Annotated in this window: 19 protein-coding genes; 10 read left to right on the top strand and 9 right to left on the bottom strand. The window is 55.0% G+C overall.

The genetic code is table 11. The features are described 5' to 3' along the window. Positions 1-48: 48 nt before the first annotated feature. The 3 genes from QZJ86_RS01825 (at position 49) to QZJ86_RS01840 (ending at position 2,777) form a co-directional block, all read left to right on the top strand. A complete protein-coding gene (locus QZJ86_RS01825) occupies positions 49-546 on the top strand; it encodes a DUF6630 family protein (protein ID WP_301935967.1) in 498 nt (165 codons plus the stop codon). A 237-nt stretch (positions 547-783) separates the two neighbouring features. Further along, positions 784-2,370 carry an RHS repeat domain-containing protein gene (locus QZJ86_RS01835; RefSeq protein ID WP_407081630.1) on the top strand — a complete coding sequence of 529 codons (1,587 nt, stop codon included), beginning with the start codon at positions 784-786 and terminating at the stop codon, positions 2,368-2,370. Positions 2,371-2,384: 14 nt separating this feature from the next. After that, a complete protein-coding gene (locus tag QZJ86_RS01840; RefSeq protein ID WP_301935968.1) occupies positions 2,385-2,777 on the top strand; it encodes an Imm10 family immunity protein in 393 nt (130 codons plus the stop codon). A gap of 95 nt (positions 2,778-2,872) precedes the next feature. Here QZJ86_RS01840 and QZJ86_RS21535 read toward each other — a convergent pair whose 3' ends face one another. After that, the gene (locus tag QZJ86_RS21535) at positions 2,873-3,067 is read right to left on the bottom strand and encodes a hypothetical protein (RefSeq protein ID WP_407081631.1); all 195 of its coding nucleotides are present in this window, start codon (positions 3,065-3,067) and stop codon (positions 2,873-2,875) included. Positions 3,068-3,085: 18 nt separating this feature from the next. Here QZJ86_RS21535 and QZJ86_RS01850 point away from each other — a divergent pair, with 18 nt between their 5' ends. Then, positions 3,086-3,907 (top strand): RHS repeat-associated core domain-containing protein, encoded by an 822-nt coding sequence (locus QZJ86_RS01850; protein WP_301935969.1) that lies wholly within the window; start codon positions 3,086-3,088, stop codon positions 3,905-3,907. 2 nt (positions 3,908-3,909) lie between these two features. Then, positions 3,910-4,578: a hypothetical protein gene (locus tag QZJ86_RS01855; RefSeq protein ID WP_301935970.1), complete on the top strand. Its 669-nt coding sequence runs from the start codon at positions 3,910-3,912 to the stop codon at positions 4,576-4,578. 73 nt (positions 4,579-4,651) lie between these two features. Here the strand turns inward: QZJ86_RS01855 and QZJ86_RS01860 are convergent, their stop codons facing one another. After that, entirely contained in the window at positions 4,652-4,879 is a 228-nt protein-coding gene (locus QZJ86_RS01860) for a hypothetical protein (protein WP_301939084.1), read from the bottom strand. Positions 4,880-4,950: 71 nt separating this feature from the next. Between QZJ86_RS01860 and QZJ86_RS01870 the strand changes: the two genes are divergently transcribed. The 3 genes from QZJ86_RS01870 (at position 4,951) to QZJ86_RS01880 (ending at position 8,244) form a co-directional block, all read left to right on the top strand. Then, positions 4,951-5,778, top strand: coding sequence for an RHS repeat domain-containing protein (locus QZJ86_RS01870; protein ID WP_407081632.1), 828 nt, complete (start codon positions 4,951-4,953; stop codon positions 5,776-5,778). After that, positions 5,775-6,062: a hypothetical protein gene (locus tag QZJ86_RS01875; RefSeq protein ID WP_301935972.1), complete on the top strand. Its 288-nt coding sequence runs from the start codon at positions 5,775-5,777 to the stop codon at positions 6,060-6,062. The genes QZJ86_RS01870 and QZJ86_RS01875 overlap by 4 nt, the downstream gene beginning before the upstream one ends. A gap of 994 nt (positions 6,063-7,056) precedes the next feature. Beyond that, positions 7,057-8,244, top strand: coding sequence for an autotransporter outer membrane beta-barrel domain-containing protein (locus tag QZJ86_RS01880; RefSeq protein ID WP_301935973.1), 1,188 nt, complete (start codon positions 7,057-7,059; stop codon positions 8,242-8,244). 51 nt (positions 8,245-8,295) lie between these two features. On the opposite strand, the gene mepA is transcribed toward QZJ86_RS01880, so the two are convergent. Further along, complete coding sequence (gene mepA, locus QZJ86_RS01885) at positions 8,296-9,162, bottom strand: penicillin-insensitive murein endopeptidase (protein WP_301935974.1); 867 nt, start codon at positions 9,160-9,162, stop codon at positions 8,296-8,298. 36 nt (positions 9,163-9,198) lie between these two features. Then, complete coding sequence (locus QZJ86_RS01890) at positions 9,199-9,399, bottom strand: hypothetical protein (RefSeq protein ID WP_301935975.1); 201 nt, start codon at positions 9,397-9,399, stop codon at positions 9,199-9,201. 144 nt (positions 9,400-9,543) lie between these two features. On the opposite strand from QZJ86_RS01890, the gene tssJ reads away from it, so the two are divergent. After that, positions 9,544-10,044: a type VI secretion system lipoprotein TssJ gene (gene tssJ, locus QZJ86_RS01895; RefSeq protein WP_301935976.1), complete on the top strand. Its 501-nt coding sequence runs from the start codon at positions 9,544-9,546 to the stop codon at positions 10,042-10,044. Positions 10,045-10,065: 21 nt separating this feature from the next. On the opposite strand, the gene QZJ86_RS01900 is transcribed toward tssJ, so the two are convergent. Further along, complete coding sequence (locus QZJ86_RS01900) at positions 10,066-10,608, bottom strand: uracil-DNA glycosylase family protein (protein ID WP_301938871.1); 543 nt, start codon at positions 10,606-10,608, stop codon at positions 10,066-10,068. A gap of 71 nt (positions 10,609-10,679) precedes the next feature. After that, on the bottom strand, positions 10,680-11,444 hold the full coding sequence (locus tag QZJ86_RS01905) for an exodeoxyribonuclease III (protein WP_301935977.1): 765 nt from the start codon (positions 11,442-11,444) through the stop codon (positions 10,680-10,682). Positions 11,445-11,525: 81 nt separating this feature from the next. Here QZJ86_RS01905 and QZJ86_RS01910 point away from each other — a divergent pair, with 81 nt between their 5' ends. Continuing rightward, the gene (locus tag QZJ86_RS01910; protein WP_301935978.1) at positions 11,526-12,929 is read left to right on the top strand and encodes an amino acid permease; all 1,404 of its coding nucleotides are present in this window, start codon (positions 11,526-11,528) and stop codon (positions 12,927-12,929) included. A 29-nt stretch (positions 12,930-12,958) separates the two neighbouring features. On the opposite strand, the gene glcF is transcribed toward QZJ86_RS01910, so the two are convergent. The 3 genes from glcF to QZJ86_RS01925 are packed head-to-tail and all read right to left on the bottom strand — an operon-like array spanning position 12,959 to position 16,694. After that, positions 12,959-14,167 (bottom strand): glycolate oxidase subunit GlcF, encoded by a 1,209-nt coding sequence (gene glcF, locus QZJ86_RS01915; protein WP_301935979.1) that lies wholly within the window; start codon positions 14,165-14,167, stop codon positions 12,959-12,961. A gap of 14 nt (positions 14,168-14,181) precedes the next feature. Further along, complete coding sequence (glcE, locus tag QZJ86_RS01920) at positions 14,182-15,237, bottom strand: glycolate oxidase subunit GlcE (RefSeq protein ID WP_301935980.1); 1,056 nt, start codon at positions 15,235-15,237, stop codon at positions 14,182-14,184. Then, entirely contained in the window at positions 15,237-16,694 is a 1,458-nt protein-coding gene (locus QZJ86_RS01925; protein WP_301935981.1) for an FAD-linked oxidase C-terminal domain-containing protein, read from the bottom strand. The genes glcE and QZJ86_RS01925 overlap by 1 nt, the downstream gene beginning before the upstream one ends. Between the last annotated feature and the right edge of the window lie 105 nt (positions 16,695-16,799).

The following is a 16,799-nucleotide window of genomic DNA, read 5'->3' on the forward strand; positions in this document are numbered from 1 at the left end:
TGACAGACTGCTCACCGAAGTTGGGAAAGGTCGCGCGGAGGCAAATGCATGGAAAAATTAAATACATGGAAAGCGCTTCCCCAAGCGTTGTGCGCGGATAACAGCGGATTGACCGAAGAAATCGAATTGTCAATCGCCAATCCGCAGAAGTATTTTGAGAAATTTGAAGAAGAACTTTTTGAAAGGGGTATAGAGCAGCCCGCAGGAGTTTCTCCATGGTTGGCTTTGGTGGATGGCCTCGCGCGTCGAGGGTATCTACACGAGTTCGATTGCAAATTCGATGCCGGAGAAGTCGTATGGCAACTGGAGCGGCTCCAGCCTTGTACCAAACGGCGGATTGATCTTTCAAATCTCCCGGAGAATAGCCAGGCAGTAGGAGAAGGCTTGCTTTCGGCTGCTGCTAGACTGCTTGGAAATAACTCGCTGAGCTTAATGAGCCTCGATATAGATTCGGATAGCTATCCGGTCATTCCGGTTCCTACTGACCAAGTGCCTACCATCCAAACGCTTCTGGCGATTTTGGGACAACAAGCGAAAATTTTGTAAACGTTTACTATCCACAATTATGCTTATTGCGGCGAATATGTAGCCGTCAATTACATGAAGCTTAACGTGTAGTCAGAATAATACAACCAGACGGGGCGGCACTAGAAGCCTGTCTGTGCTGTTGCCGACGGCGATTGGAATGTCACCCGCTTCGAACGCGACCGTCTCGGCCGGCTGCTGAAAAAGCATGCCGCCGACGGCAGCCTGAGCCAATACGGCTACGATCCGCTGGGCCGCTTGCAACTGGCGAAAAATGCCGACAGCCTGGTGCTGTTGGGTTACAACGCCCTGGGCCAGATCAACCAGGAAAACCAGAACGGCGCCATCGTCCGTCACAAATACGACCTGCTGGGCCGGCGCATCTACACCGAAACCCCCGACCGGAATCGCATCGACTACCGTTTCGGCGAGCGCTACCTGGACAGCATCGAATTCGACGGCCAAACCCTCACCAGCCACCGCTACGACGAACTGGGCCGGGAAATCGGCCGTAGCCAAGGCCAACTCAACACCGACTATGACTACGATCCGCTGGGGCGCTTGTTGCGGCAACGCGCCGCGCTCAAAGGCCAAGCGGCGGTCATCGGTCGCCAGTACAACTACGATGCGGCCGGTAAGCTCCGCGAACTGGACGACCTGCGCCAGGGTCGCAGCCAGTACCACTACGACCCCGCTGCCCGGCTGATCCGCAGCGAAGGCCTCAGCCCGGAAAGCTTCGTTCACGACCCGGCTGGCAACCTGCTGGGCGCCAGCGCGGAAGGCGGCCGAATCGAAGGCGACCGCTTGCTGATGATGGGCGATCGTCACTATGCCTACGACGCCGCCGGCAACCTGATCGAAGAAAAACGCGGCAAGGCCGGCCAAATCGTCACCCGTTACCAATACGACAGCGACAACCGTCTGATCCGCGCCGAAACGCCGCAAGGGAGTAGCGAATACCGCTACGACGCCCTGGGCCGGCGCATCGCCAAACACACCGCGCAAGGCGAAACCCGCTTTCAATACGACGGCCCGCGCCTGCTCGCGGAAACCGATAGCCAGCGCAGCCGCACCTATCTATTCGAACCCGGTAGCTTCCGGCCCTTGGCGCTGCACGAGCAAGACAACGTCCAAGCCAGCAGCGCCACCTACCACTACCACCTGGATCATCTCGGCACGCCTAGGGAATTGACCGACAGCGACGGTAAAATAGTCTGGTCCGCCCGCTATCGCGCCTACGGCAACCTGGCCCTGGCCGATGTTCAAGAAATCGACAACCCGCTACGCTTTCAAGGCCAGTATTTCGACGCCGAAACCGGTTTGCATTACAACCTGAACCGGTATTACGATCCTAATGCGGGACGGTTTATTCATCAGGATCCGATTGGGTTGGAAGGCGGGACAAACGTTTACCGGTATGCACCGAATCCGGTGAATTGGATTGATCCTTTGGGGCTGACTTGTGACGAAGGTACAACGCCCGCAAAGCCTAAAGGAAGAACTGGGCCTAAAGGCGTAGACCCTGATCATCACAACGCTAATGTGATGGTTAGAGATGCAAGTGGCGATGTTATAAGCCATGAGAGAATTGTCAGCGGGAATATGACTCCCACAGAAAAAGCATTAGGATTTCCTAAAAATACATTGGCTTCGCATACTGAAGCGAGAGCTGTAACGAACACTGCTTTAAAACAAGGTGACACGATGACAATTACTGGTCAACGTCCACCATGCCCGTCATGTAAAGGTTATATGAATAGGGCTGCTGAAGAGACTGGGGCGACCATTAGGTATCAATGGAGAGATAATGGACAAACTCAACGTTGGACTGCTGGTGGGGATTAATAAAGAGGAATTTTATGGCTTATAGTTTTTGTGCGAACTTTGTTTTTTCTTCAGACGATGGTGATATAACCATGGTTGCGTTTTCTAATGATGAGTTTGAACCTTCGCAGTTTGTGATGCTTCAGCAGTCAAATAAATATGATGATCAAGACAAGAAAATGGGGATGGACAAAATATACATCCAAGTTGAGGATCAATCTAGATCACATTATGGTGGAATTACTAAAATAGTGATGATGGAAAGTCTTTTGGTTATTGGATTAGAAGAAAGCGCCCAAGCTCGCCTACAGATAGAGGGTAGTATTGAAATAACTATGAATACCCGCCAATTAGAGTTTTCCGCTGCTCTTTCACAATTAGAAAGAATGGCGCAGAAGGAAAATGTGCCATTTGTAAAGTCTGCATAGATACTGTTAGCGTCAGCCCGCGTAGGTACGATTAGTGTCAACGTAATCGTACGCAGGGAAGTGTGCTGATCCCGCAAGTCTTAAATTAGAAAACTCTATCCTCGCCCGTGAGGTAACTTGATCGAAGAACAACGCGGGAAGGTGTCTGCCAAATCGTCACCCGCTACCAATACGACAGCGACAACCGCCTGATCTGCGCCGAAACCCCGCAAGGGACCGCCCGGTACCGCTACGACGCCCTGGGCCGGCGCATCGCCAAACATACCGCGCAAGGCGAAACCCGTTTTCAATACGACGGCCCGCGCCTATTGGCGGAAACCGATCACCAGCGCAGCCGCACCTACCTATTCGAACCCGGCAGCTTCCGACCCCTGGCGCTGCACGAACAACACAACACCCAAAGCAACGGCGCCATCTACCACTACCACCTGGATCATCTCGGCGCGCCTAGGGAATTGACCGACAGCGACGGTAAATTAGTCTGGTCCGCCCGCTACCGCGCCTACGGCAATCTGGCCTTGGCGGACGTCGAGGAAATCGAAAATCCGCTGCGCTTTCAAGGGCAATATTTCGACGCCGAAACCGGTTTGCATTACAACCTGAACCGGTATTACGATCCGAATGCGGGGCGGTTTATTCATCAGGATCCGATAGGGTTGGTTGGCGGAGATAATATTTACCAATATGCTCCTAATCCCGTAAATTGGATTGATCCGTGGGGACTGACAGGAAAGGATTGCGCAGGAGGGGCTAATACTGGAGGATATTCAAATTATAGTGATGAACAATTCATTACTGAGATAGCTCGGAGATCTGAACAGAAAGTTGGTGGTACCGGTGCAGTAGCGGGAACGCACAAACACACCTACGCTGAAAAACTTATGAATCGTTATCAGCGGATGACCGGACAAAGGCAGAATTTAGTCACCGAGCAATCATATCTTGGTGGCGTCCAAGTACCTAGGGGCACGCCAGGTAGTTCGCGTCCTGATGTCTATGATCCAGTCACAGGGGACGTATTCGACTATAAATTTACCATCAATCCTGGCAGAGGGATTCCTACCAGACAGCTGAATCGGAATCTAAATAATCTGCCAAATGTCACTAGGCAAACTGAAATCAACCCATAAAAATGGCAACTACAAAAGAAAAGCGAGAGTCGTTAGAAGAGTGGAGCGCGTATTTTCCGCTGTATCAGAAATGGAAGGATCAATTCCTTATTCAGAGAAATGGTGGGGTCCTCTCGGGAATTTGCTTGGATACAACTCGTGATCCAAAGACGTATAAGCCGACTTTCTTTTTTCATAATCTATTGGTGCCTTCGCCGACAATAACATTGGCATATGCGACTCCTTTACTTGTTAGAGGGGTTTACAAACCACTGAAATATGGCGTTTCAGCGGATGTTGATATCCGGGATTTCAAGAATCAAATTAAAGTTGCTTGTGAACCGATAACGTTTGGAATATTTTTCGATCATGTAATGGAAGCTCAACGTTGTGGGCGCGGTTATCTTCCCAATACGTTACGTGACTTAATTATAGTTGGAAGCTCGCTTGGAGACAGGGACTACTATGTTTCAACCTTGGAAGATGCTGCTTCTGCCATTGAGGCAAAATCTGGAATCAACCTTAGTATAATTGGAAGTATCAGCGAATGGAGCAACACTGTTGGGAGTTTGATAAAACAGGATCACGACGGGACTATAAGTAAACAGATAGAAGTACATAGATTACCAGCGCTTGAGGATCGAGGCATGCCTTACAGAAGGATCGAGGAATTTTGGAAGAGCTTTTCTTAAGTCTGCGCAGCTACGATTAGAGTCAGCCCAATCGAATGCATGGAAACGTAATGATTCGCCTCAAAGTCCTGAATCAGAAAGCTTCGTCCTGGTTCGGCCGGCAAACTGCGCGAACTGGGCGATCTGCGCCAAGGCCGCAGCCACTACCTCTCTGATGATGGGCGACCGCCACTACGCCTACGACGCCGCCGGCAACCTGATCGAAGAAAAACGCGGCAAGGCCAGCCAAATCGTCACCCGCTACCATTACGATAGCCACAACCGCCTGGTCCGCGCCGAAACGCCGAATGGCACGACGCAATACCGCTCCGGCGCATTGCCAAACACACCGCGCAGGGCGAAACCCGTTTTCAATACGACGGCCAGCGCCTGTTGGCGGAAACCGATCACCAGCGCAGCCGTACCTATCTGTTCGAACCCGGTAGTTTCCGGCCCTTGGCGCTGCACGAGCAAGACAACACTCAAGCCAACGGCACCACCTACCACTACCACCTGGATCATCTCGGCACCCCTAGGGAGCTGACCGATACCGATGGCAGAATCGTCTGGTCCGCCCGCTACCGCGCCTACGGCAACCTGGCCCTGGCCGACGTCGAAGCCATCGACAACCCGCTACGCTTTCAAGGTCAGTATTACGACGCCGAAACCGGTTTGCACTACAACCTGAACCGGTATTACGATCCGAATGCCGGAAGGTTCATTCATCAGGATCCGATAGGGTTGCGGGGCGGAAGTAATGTATATAGGTACGCACAAAATCCAGTGAACTGGATTGATCCTTTGGGGTTGACTGGTAAGGATTGTATGTCCGCTTTGCCTGATCCTTATACTGGTGTCAGGGATGCATCAGCTTATCTGAAGGATCAAGGGGTGCCTCGTTCTGTCAGCAAGCAAATTATTGAATCTTTCGATGTTCGAACACTTCAGGTTCGTCAAGCTGGTAACACGGAATTTGGTATGCGGTATTTTGATGGTGTAAATGCTCAAGCAAAGGGACGCTTTCTTTTTGAAACATTTCCGGCATCGCGAGAATCGTTAGCTCTTGATCCGAAATGGAAATCTATGACAAAGTTAACGCAATTTCAAATTAAGCCCGGCGCGACCTTACTCGAAGGAGTGGCTGCGCCACAAGGAGTAGGGTTGCCAGGCGGTCAAATTCAGAAATTTGTTCCCAACCTTAATGATCTATTGTCCCCATGAGTAAACGAGACGTCGCCTTACAACGAATTAATGAAGCAATAATAGCCATTCAGGAAGAGCTTAAGCGTTGTGAGTTCGGCAAAGAGGGTGTCAGCAATCCGCATCAACTGGTAGTTTTTCTTCAGGAATTGAGACAAATGGAAAGTGAGCTTGGAAATAGGGACCCCGCGCTGCCAAGGAAGAGAACCCATGGACTTGGGCGAGTTATCGCTGATAGCTGGCCGCTTGGAAGTGTTTTAGGTGATTTGATTGTTCGTGCGGAAATTGCCTACTTTAATGCGTAGCCCGCTCAGGTGCACGATTAGCGTCAACGCGATAAGGTGCGCCGAATAGGATGTGCCGACGTAAGGAGGCGCATCGGTCGCGAACGATACGCTTCACGTTGTTCAGCACATCTATGACCCTGGCAACACGGCTACGACGACGCAGCCCGCGTAGATTAGCGCCAGCGTAATCGTACGCAGGGAAGCTGATTCGTAGCGAAGTCCTGAATCAGCGAAGCCTCGCTACGTCTGACCGGCAACCTCCTGATCCGAGCCGAAACCCCAAACGGCGTCAGCCATTATCGCTACGACGCCCTAGGTCGGCGCATCGCCAAACACACCGCGCAAGGCGAAACCCGTTTTCAATACGACGGCCCGCGCCTGCTGGCGGAAACCGATAGCCAGCGCAGCCGCACCTATTTATTCGAACCCGGCAGCTTAGCGTCAGCATAATTGTGCGCATGGAAGCGTACTTATTCGCCGCCAGACACCCTGAATGTCGATATGCTGGAGATTGACAATGCTTTCTTTAAGAGCAGTAACAAAGCGACTGAAGCTTTTTTAAGATCTGCTCATTTAATGAAATTAAATCAGCAATAGAAATAGTGTGGGGGTCAGTAATTTCATAGTAAGGTGGGGGGTATTTATTTTATCGGCTATGCTTTTTGAAATTACCGGCCGGTACTTTGACTTTGCAAGCGCGTTCTTGATAGCTGATTGTGGTATTTCAGGCGCGTAAATTAGACGGGTTTAGGGCGCTTGGCGAAAGCCTCTCCGTGTGCTTAACATACGTATGCAGCCGTTTAATAAAATTTAATGGGGGGGAGAAATTATGACAAGACACAATAAGACCGGATTAATATCTGGCAGAACACTATTTAATGATGGCCGTCAGGTTTCCTGGGAACGGGTTGCATGGTTGGTTACATTAAGTTTATCGGCTTCTGCACACGCGGTTTCGCCGATTGCAGGGCTGCTACAGGATACTAGCGGGCTCAATAGCAGCCAAAGCAATATGGCGAATGTGATTGAAATTGCCTGTCCGATTGGCGGCAACGAACGCGAATTTCAGACGCGTTGCGATAGGTTGGTCGGTGCCGCGCTTAGCCAAGCGGTTCCGCAGACCTTTACCGCATTGCAACAGACCTCCCCGGAACAAATACCTTCACAGGGCGTTTCTGCTACGCGTACATCTTTTAATGCCATTGCCGGTCGAATGTCAGCCTTACGGGCTGGCGCGCGCGGCTTTCAAGTTGCCGGGTTGGGGAGTGGTGCAGTGCCGATCAACTTGGCTTCGTTTGCCAATCCGGTTGGCGGTGCAGCTGGCGATAGCGGCGGCGTTTGGGACCGGCTGGGTGGTTTTGTCAACGGCAGTTACAATACCGGGAATGTCGATACGGACGTTAACCAACTCGGTTATAACTTGAATGGCGGCAGCATCAATGCCGGCGTAGACTATCGATTCGGTAACGATTTGATCGTAGGTGCCGCGTTTACTTACACCCGCACCGAGTCGAGTTTTGATCGGAATGGCGGTACTTTGGATAGTGACGCCTATACCGGCGCGCTTTACAGTACCTATAACGCGACGGACAACTTGTACTTCGACGGCGTGGCTACCATGGGTGCTATTGATTATGCGTCGGTTAGGCATATTCAATATACGGTGCCGGCGGAAACTGTCAACACGTTGGCAAAAGCCGCGCCTACCGGAAACCAATATTCGGTTAGCGTGGGCAGCGGTTATAACTTTGCGGTAAAGCAATGGCTGATTAATCCGTATGTGAAAGCCAATTACATAAAGCTCGATGTCGACGCTTTTAGCGAATCGGGTGGTAGCGGCTGGGGCATGGCCTTTTCCGATCAAGGCGTCGAGTCTGTCACCACCACGGTTGGTAATCAGATTTCTTATGCAGTTAGCACGTCATGGGGCGTGTTTACCCCGAATCTGCGCGGCGAGTGGCATCATCAGTACAAAGACGGTAGCCGCAATATCGCCGTGCGTTTTCTGGGTGATACTACCAGCGGCTTGTCTTTTAATACCATCACCAACGCGCCGGACCGTAATTATTTTACGGTCGGCACCGGCGTATCCGGTACCTTTGCTCAGGGCTTTAGTGCTTTCTTAAACTACGATGCGCTAGTGGGGTACCGAGATGTGGAAAGTCATTTATTCACTATGGGCGCCCGCCTGGAGTTCTAATCGGGAGGCGATATCCTGGCAAGTGCTCGCAGTGTCGGGTAATTCGCCAGATTAAGGCTGATGCAAAAGCTGTTCGCACAAATCTGGCAAAGGCGGTGGCGGCAACGGCACGTTTTTCGACGGCGCTTTAGCTTCCGCGGAAAACCACCAGGCCAAGCTGGCGTCGCAACCGTCGCCGGTCGGCAAGGGATCTTGCCCGTCGCAGTGCGGATTGTGCGGGGGGCATCTCAAACGCACATGAAAATGGTCGTCGTGTTTCCACCATGGCCGAATCTTGCGCAACCATTCGCCGGATGCGGCGGTTTTGTTGGTGCACAATGCCTGCTTGATACTCGGATTGACGAAAACCCTGTCCACTTCAGGCTGGCGCGCCGCTGCTTCCAGCACTTTGGCCTGATCAAGCGACCAATGCCTGTAGTCTAACGTATCGTGTTGCATATCCACGACCGACGGCGCGCTCCAGGTTTCCCGCTCGTTGGTGGTTAGCGGTCGGCTGCCGGCTTGTGGCGATAACAAAAACCAAATATCCACGTCCAGACCGGATTGATGGCTGCGGTGCCCACTTAAAGTGGGGCCGCCACGGGGCTGGCCTAAATCGCCAATTAACAGCGAGCCAAGTTTTTGCTCGATGCTGAATTCGCCCAGTTGCTGGATAAAGCCGATTAAATTGGGATGTCCGTAATAGCGATGGCGAGACAAGCGCATCACTTGGTAACCAGGACCGTTCAGGGGCAGGGTGACCGCGCCGCTGATGCAGCCACTAGTATAGGTGCCTATGCTTTGGCTAAGTCCGCGACCTGAGGTCGGCGTGGTGATTTTTGCCCAGTCTTGAGCCGTTGAGCCGGCGTGCGCGGTGACAGACAAGGTTATCGCGGCAACGCTACATAATCCAAATGGAATGGCAGTAGTTAGGCGCATAATTAATTGGGAATGGAATAGGAATACTGGGTGCGATTATAACTTTGGCGAGCCGATGGCGGCTATGGGATCGATCACTCGCGGCCCTAAGGTCATGCTGGGCATCTCCAGCCAATGATAAAACAACAAGGAAACCGCTTGCACACAGACTATTGTGATTAGCCAGCCGCCGAACCACAACACCAGCGGACTTTCGGTAAACCCGACCAGAAATTTTAAAAGGTGGGGGTTACACAAATCAGGATAGCCTTGTGGCTGAGATAGGCACTGTAAGATCACAACTTTATTGGCTGATGGATCGTGTTTACCAATACTTCTTTGCGGCAATAGTCAGTCTCTATGGCAGAATGTATCCAACCAGAATTTGAAAGGGAATATCGTATGTTGCTACCTAGATTACTGCCGATTTTGTTGGTTTTTGCGCTGACCGCTTGTGCCAGCGATCCGGAACAGCCGGCGCCGCTGCCGCCGACGCTGGTCAACCTGCAACTGGAAAGCGCCGCGATGATCAACCCGGACGCTAGCGGCAAGGCGGCGCCGGTGTTGCTGCGCATCTACGAATTGCGGGAACACAGCAATTTTGCCGGCGCCGATTTTTTTGCCTTGTTCGATAAGGAACAGGCCACGCTGGCTGGCGAACTATTGCGGAAACAAGAATTGTTGATCAAGCCGGGCGAAACCAAAACCCTGCCGATCGAGCCGGGCGCGGATGCCCGCTTCCTGGGTTTTTTTGCCGCCTTCCGCAAGTTGGACAATGCTCAATGGCGCAACCTGGCGACATTGAAGCTGCACCAGACCAATTCGGTTTTGCTCAAGATCGAAGGGAATACGCTGGCGGTTAAGGAACCGGAAGCCGAGGCAGCTCCGGTAGCCGACAAATAAACCGCGAGTGGCGCGGTCGAGCTATTCGCAAACTTTTAGCCAGGCCGGATGGCTCTGAATCGTCGCCAGCGCCGATCCCAATAAAGTGACACCGGGTTCGGTGCGGTGCCAGGTGGAGGCGCCGGACGGATGTGGCAGCGGGATCACATCGGTCGCGTGGCCGTGAATAGTCGCGCGATGCAATTGACCAATCACCTCGCTGAGCTTATCGACGCTCAACAATTGCTGAATCGCCAGCTTGCCGACCGGGATGATTAGCTTAGGTTTCAGCAAGTTCATTTCCGCTTGCAGCCAGTCCGCGCATTGTTCGATTTCCCGCGGGCTGGGCACCCGGTCGCCGCCTTTGGGATTTTTACCCGGAAAACAGCGGCACACCGCTGCCATATACACCCGCTCCCGAAAGCTGGCCTCGTCCATGCCGATCCGTTCGAACCATTTAAACATGGTCTTGCCGGCCGTCCATGCAAACGGTTTGCCGAACTTGCCTTCCTTGTCGCCCGGCGCCTGACCGATCAGCATGATTGGCGACAGCACCGGATTGCCGCTTACCACCGAGCCTATCATCGCCGGGCAGCGCTCGCAGGCCAGCAGCGTGTGACGATGTTGCCGAAGCAGATGCTGGCGGTCGCTGATGCTCAAAACGCCAGCTCGATGCCGACCGGGCAATGATCGGAACCGGTGACATCCGGCAGGATGAAGGCGTCCTTGATTTGTCCGGTCAGCGCTTGGCTGGTCAAGACATAATCGATCCGCCAACCGATGTTCTTTTCGCGGGCGTTGGCGCGGTAGCTCCACCAACTGTAAGCAACCGTGTCCGGATATAGATGGCGGAAGCTGTCGACCAGACCGGCATCGATGAAGCGACTGAAGCCGTCGATCTCGACTTGAGTATAACCCGCCGACTTATTGTAATTAGCCTTGGGCCGGGCGATGTCGATGGCTTGATGGGCAACATTGAAATCGCCGCAGGCAATTAGCGGTTTTTGGCTTTGCAGCTTTTGCATATAAGCCAAAAACGCTTTATCCCAAGTCTGACGATAATCCAGCCGCGCCAGCCCATCGCCGGAATTGGGCACATAGACGTTCAACAGATAAAACTTTTCGAATTCGGCGACGATGACCCGGCCTTCCTGGTCGTGTTCGGCGATGCCCATGTCGTGGACGATCTGGATCGGCGGTTGCCGGCTCAATAGCGCCACGCCGGAATAGCCCTTGCGCTCTGCGGAATTGGCGTACAGATGATAGCCGTCTATAGTTTCCAGAGCCTTACGGACTTGATCGTCTTGAGCCTTAGTTTCTTGCAGCAATACGCAATCGGCGTCGAGCTGGGTTAGCGTTTGGGCGAAACCTTTATCTTGCACGGCGCGGATGCCGTTGACATTCCAGGAGATGATTTTCATGTGGGATTCCATTGGGGCGGATCGAATTAGCTCGGTATTTTACCGGCTTGCCAGCATGCAAACCAGAACGGGGGAAAGAGTGTGAAAAATTGGCGTACGCGCAAGCAATGGCCGGTGACTGGCGACATGCCTACCGAGCATAAACTACAGCCCACATTAAGCTGGCCGCACCTGATGGCCTTGGGTGTCGGTGCGATTGTCGGCACCGGCATTCTGACCTTGATCGGGGTCGGTGCGGCCAAGGCCGGACCGGCGGTGATCCTGGCGTTTATCATCGCCGGCATTATCTGCGCCTGCGCGGCGTTGGCTTACGCGGAAATGGCCACGTTGATGCCCGCCGCCGGCGGTGCTTACACCTATGCTTATTTCGTGATCGGCGAATGGGCGGCCTGGTTTGTCGGCTGGAGCCTGATCCTGGAATATTCCCTGGTGGTCAGCGCGGTTGCGGTCGGCTGGTCGGGGTACGCGGCGCCCTTATTGCTGGAAGGACTAGGCGTACCGATGCAGTGGATGCAAGGCCCGGAACTGGGCGGTTTGATCAACCTGCCGGCCATTTTTATCATCCTGGTGGTCACCGCACTTTTGCTGGTCGGCACCCAAGAAAGCGCCAGCGTCAATGCCGTGTTGGTGGTCGTGAAGTTAACGGCCTTGCTGCTGTTCATTATGGTGGTGCTACCGCTTTTCAAAGCCGAACATTTCCAACCCTTCATGCCTTTCGGTTTTATTAAGACCCTGGGCGCGGATGGTGTCGAGCGCGGTGTAATGGCTGCGGCGGCGATCATCTTTTTTGCATTCTACGGTTTCGATGCCATCGCTACGGCTGCGGAAGAAACCCGCAATCCAGATCGCGACTTGGCAATAGGCATCGTCGGCTCGATGCTGATTTGCGTGGCGATTTACATTGCGGTGGCAATTGCGGCGCTCGGTGCGCTGGATTTTCGCCGCTTTGCCGATAGTCCGGAGCCGCTGGCTTTGATCCTGCGCGAGTTGGGGCGGCCCAATGCGGCGCGCTGGTTGGCGGCCTCGGCGGTGATCGCCTTGCCGACGGTGGTGCTGGCTTTTTTTTACGGGCAGAGCCGGATTTTCTTCGCAATGGCCCGCGACGGCTTGCTGCCGCGCGCTCTGGCAAAAGTGTCGCGGCGCGGCATGCCGGTTCGCACCAAACTGTTTACCGCCGCGATCGTCGGCACCATCGCCGGCGTGTTTCCGCTGGCCGACATCGCCGCGCTGGCCAACGCCGGCACCTTGCTGGCGTTTATCACCGTGGCGGTTTGCATGTTGCTGTTGCGGCATCGGCAGCCCGATATGCCTCGGAAGTTTTCCGCGCCGTTGGCCTGGCTCACCGGGCCGCTTGCTATCGCCGGTTGCCTATACCTGTTTATCAGCCTGCCGCGCACCACGCAGCTGTATTTTCTGATCTGGAATCTGTTAGGCGTCGCGGTTTACTGGTTATATGGCGCGCGGCAACCGCAAAGACCGGTTTGATACCCCACTTGCTGCTGGAGCGCTTTGCTTTAGTGCGTCGACTGGGGAAGCAATAACTCGATCCAATGCAGCACCGGCACATCGGCTTTTTCTTGTAACTGTAGCCAGCAACCGATATTGGCGGTGGCGATCAGCTCGGGTTGCTCGGCTTGCAGCGCGGCGATTTTAGCTGCTTGTAAACGGCCGGCCAGTTCGGGTTGCAGGATAGAGTAAGTACCCGCCGAGCCGCAGCAGCTATGGGCGTCGGCGACAGGCGTCAAGCTAAAACCTAAACCAGTCAACAGATTTTCCACCACGCCGTTCAGCTTTTGGCCGTGTTGCAGAGTGCAAGGCGAGTGGAAAGCGATTTTGCGCGGCACGGTTTGCAGCGCCGATAAATCCTCAGCTTGCAAGACCTCGCCGATGTCTTTACACAGTGCGGAAATCCTGGCGGCTTTCTCGGCATACAGCGGATCGTGCTTTAACAACAGGCCATAATCCTTGACGGTGACGCCGCAACCGCTGGCGGTGGAGACGATCGCTTCGATGCCGTTTTCCAGCTGCGGCCAACAGGCGTCGATGACTCGGCGCATCATCTCCAAACCATCGGCCTGAGCATTCAGATGATAAGGCAGCGCACCGCAGCAATTGGCTATCGGCTCCAGGCTGATACCCAGTTTGTCGAGCACCCGCGCCGTGGCGGCATTGATGCGCGGCGCCAATGTCGGTTGCACGCAGCCTTGCAAAATCAACATCCGGCGTCGATGCCGGCTTGCCGGCCAACTATCAGTGGCTTGCCTGGGCGGTAACTTGGCCCGCAAGCGTGGCGGGAGTAAAGGGCGCAGCCAAGCGCCGATAGCCGCCAGCCGCGCAAAGCGGCGCGGATACGGCAGGCCGATCAGCAGCAAGCGCCGCAACAAAGCTTGCCGCCATGAACGTCCGACACGGGTTTCGAGCAAGTCGCGGCCAATATCCAATAAGCGGCCGTATTGCACGCCGGACGGGCAAGTGGTTTCGCAAGCGCGGCAAGTCAGGCAGCGATCCAGGTGCAGCTGGGTTTTTTCGGTCGCGGCTTCGCCTTCCAACAGCTGTTTGATCAGGTAAATCCGGCCGCGCGGCCCGTCCAGTTCGTCGCCGAGCAATTGATACGTGGGGCAGGTGGCGTTGCAAAAACCGCAATGCACGCAGCTGCGCAAAATGCTTTCGGCTTCCTGGCCGGCCTGAGAGTGCTTAATGAAATCGGCAAGTTGGGTTTGCATAAGGTGCGATGGAGTCAGCGCTGCAAGCGGCCGGGGTTGAACAGCTTTAACGGGTCGAACGCCGAGCGGATGTTTTGTTGCAAGGCCAATAAGGCCGGATCTAGCCTGATCCAATCGGTTTTATCGGCGCCGCGAAAGCAAATGGCATGGCCGCCTGCCTGGGCCGCCGCCGCATGCACGCTATCGGCTGGTTGTGCGGTTTTCAGCCAGCGCAAGGCGCCGCCCCAATCCAGCAGGCAATCGCCGATCAAGGCCAACGGCGGCGTGGCAGGTGCCAGGCTGATCCGCCATAAATCGCCGGGTTGCTGGAAAAATGCCAATTGTTGCTCGCGCAGCTCGAGCCAGAAAGTGTCGCCGTATAAATCCACTTCGCCGTCCAATTGCCGCGCCGCGGCTTGCACGGCGGCTGCCGCGCCGGATAAGCGCACCCGCAACTGCTGGCCGTCGTAAGCCAGCGCCGAGAGCGGCCAGGGGCGGGCGGCTAAGGCGGTCATCATCGTTAAGGCGGCGTCGGCCGGCAGCGAATAGGCCAAGGTCAATTCCGCTTCCGGCATCGGCAGCACTCTGAGCGAGATGTCCAGTAATACGCCCAGGCTGCCCAGCGCGCCGACCATTAGCCGGGACACATCGAAGCCGGCCACGTTTTTCATCACCCGGCCGCCGAAGTTCAGTAGCTCGCCGTTGCCGTTGACGACTTTGCAACCCAGCATGAAATCGCGGGCGCTGCCGGCAAAAGGCCGGCGCGGCCCGGAAAAGCCGCAGGCGATGCTGCCGCCCAGCGTGGCTTGTCCGCCGAAACTGGGCGGTTCGAAAGCCAGCATTTGTTTGTGTTGCGCTAACAGGCTGGCGATCCGAGCGAGAGTCGTGCCGGCTCGGGCCGTTAGTACCAGTTCGCTGGGCTCGTAGTCTATGATGCCGCTATGGCCGGCTGTTTCCAGGCGGGCGGTCGCCTCGCAATCGCCGCCGTAAAACGCCTTACTGTCGTTGCCGACGATGCGTAGCGGCCGACGGGCCGCAATTGCCTCAAGCACTTGCTGCCGTATTGGCTCGCTCAAGTCCTGATCTCGCATTAAAACCGCTCCAGCTCAGGATGCGGCAATTGGCCGTGATGCACGTGCATTCGGCCCAGTTCCGCGCAGCGATGCAAGGTGGGGATGGCTTTGCCGGGATTGAGCAAGCCGTGCGGGTCGAAGGCGTGTTTTAAGCGATGAAACTGCTGTAGTTCCGCCGCTTGAAACTGCACGCACATCTGGCCGAGTTTTTCGATGCCGACGCCGTGTTCGCCGGTAATGGTGCCGCCTACCGCGACGCAAAGTTCCAGAATCTTGCCGCCCAGGGTTTCCGCTTTTTGAAAATCGTCCGCCCGGCTGCCGTCGTACAAAATCAAGGGATGCAGATTGCCGTCGCCGGCATGAAACACATTGACCACGCTCAATTGGTATTGCTCGGCCAATTCGGCGATTTGTTTCAATACCGCCGCCAGATGTTTGCGCGGGATGGTGCCGTCCATGCAGTAGTAATCGCTGGCAATGCGGCCCACCGCCGGAAACGCGGCCTTGCGCCCTGCCCAAAAGCGTTTGCGCTCGCTGTCGTCACTGGCTTTACGAATCTCGACGGCGCCGTTGCTTTGCAATATCGATTCCGCGCGAGCGCTGTCGGCCTCGACTTGTTCCGGCAGGCCGTCCAGCTCGCACAATAAAATCGCCGCCGCATCGACCGGATAGCCGGCATGCACAAAGGCTTCGGTGGCGCGGATCGCGGCGTTGTCCATCAATTCCAAACCAGCCGGCAACAGGCCGTCGGCGATGATGGCCGCGACCGCCGCGCCGGCGTGTTCGACACTGGCGAAGGCCGCCAGCAAGACCTGGGTTTGCGGTTGCAAAGGCAACAGGCGCACGGTAATTTCCACGACCACGCCCAACAAGCCTTCCGAACCGATGGCCAAGGCCAGCAAATCGTAGCCGGGCGCATCCAGGCCGGAGCCGCCCAACACCAATAATTCGCCGTCTATCGTCACCAGCTTGAGTTGCAGTACGTTATGCACGGTCAGGCCGTACTTTAAACAATGTACGCCGCCGGCGTTTTCGGCGATATTGCCGCCGATGCTGCAAGCAATTTGCGAGGAAGGATCGGGGGCGTAATAAAGACCGTGAGCTTTGGCGGCTTCGGAAATAGCCAGATTGCGGACGCCGGGTTGTAGTGTGGCGGTGCGGTTAAGCGGGTCTATCGCCAGAACTCGCTTCATCTTGCTCAGGCCCAGCACAATGCCGCCTTCGACAGGCAAGGCGCCGCCGGCCAGCCCGGTGCCGGCGCCCCTGGCGACCAGTGGCATACGGTGTTCCGAGCATAGTTTCAACAAGGCTTGCACCTGTGCGACCGTCTCCGGCAATACCACCAATTCCGGCAGATGCCGATACGCCGATAAGGCATCGCATTCGTAAACCCGCAAACTGGCCTGATCGGCAATCACATTGTCGACGCCGACCAGGGTTTGGCAATGCTGGATAAAGTCGAGGGGTAGTGTCACGATCATGCCGGTGCAATTAAAGTCTGTAGTGTATCGCCAATGTACTCGGCGCGGGCAAATGTTCACAGGCACTAGCGCTTGATCACCGATAGTGCAAAATCGCAA

Origin of the sequence: Methylomonas montana, assembly GCF_030490285.1 — a bacterium.
GTDB classification, from domain to species: domain Bacteria; phylum Pseudomonadota; class Gammaproteobacteria; order Methylococcales; family Methylomonadaceae; genus Methylomonas; species Methylomonas montana.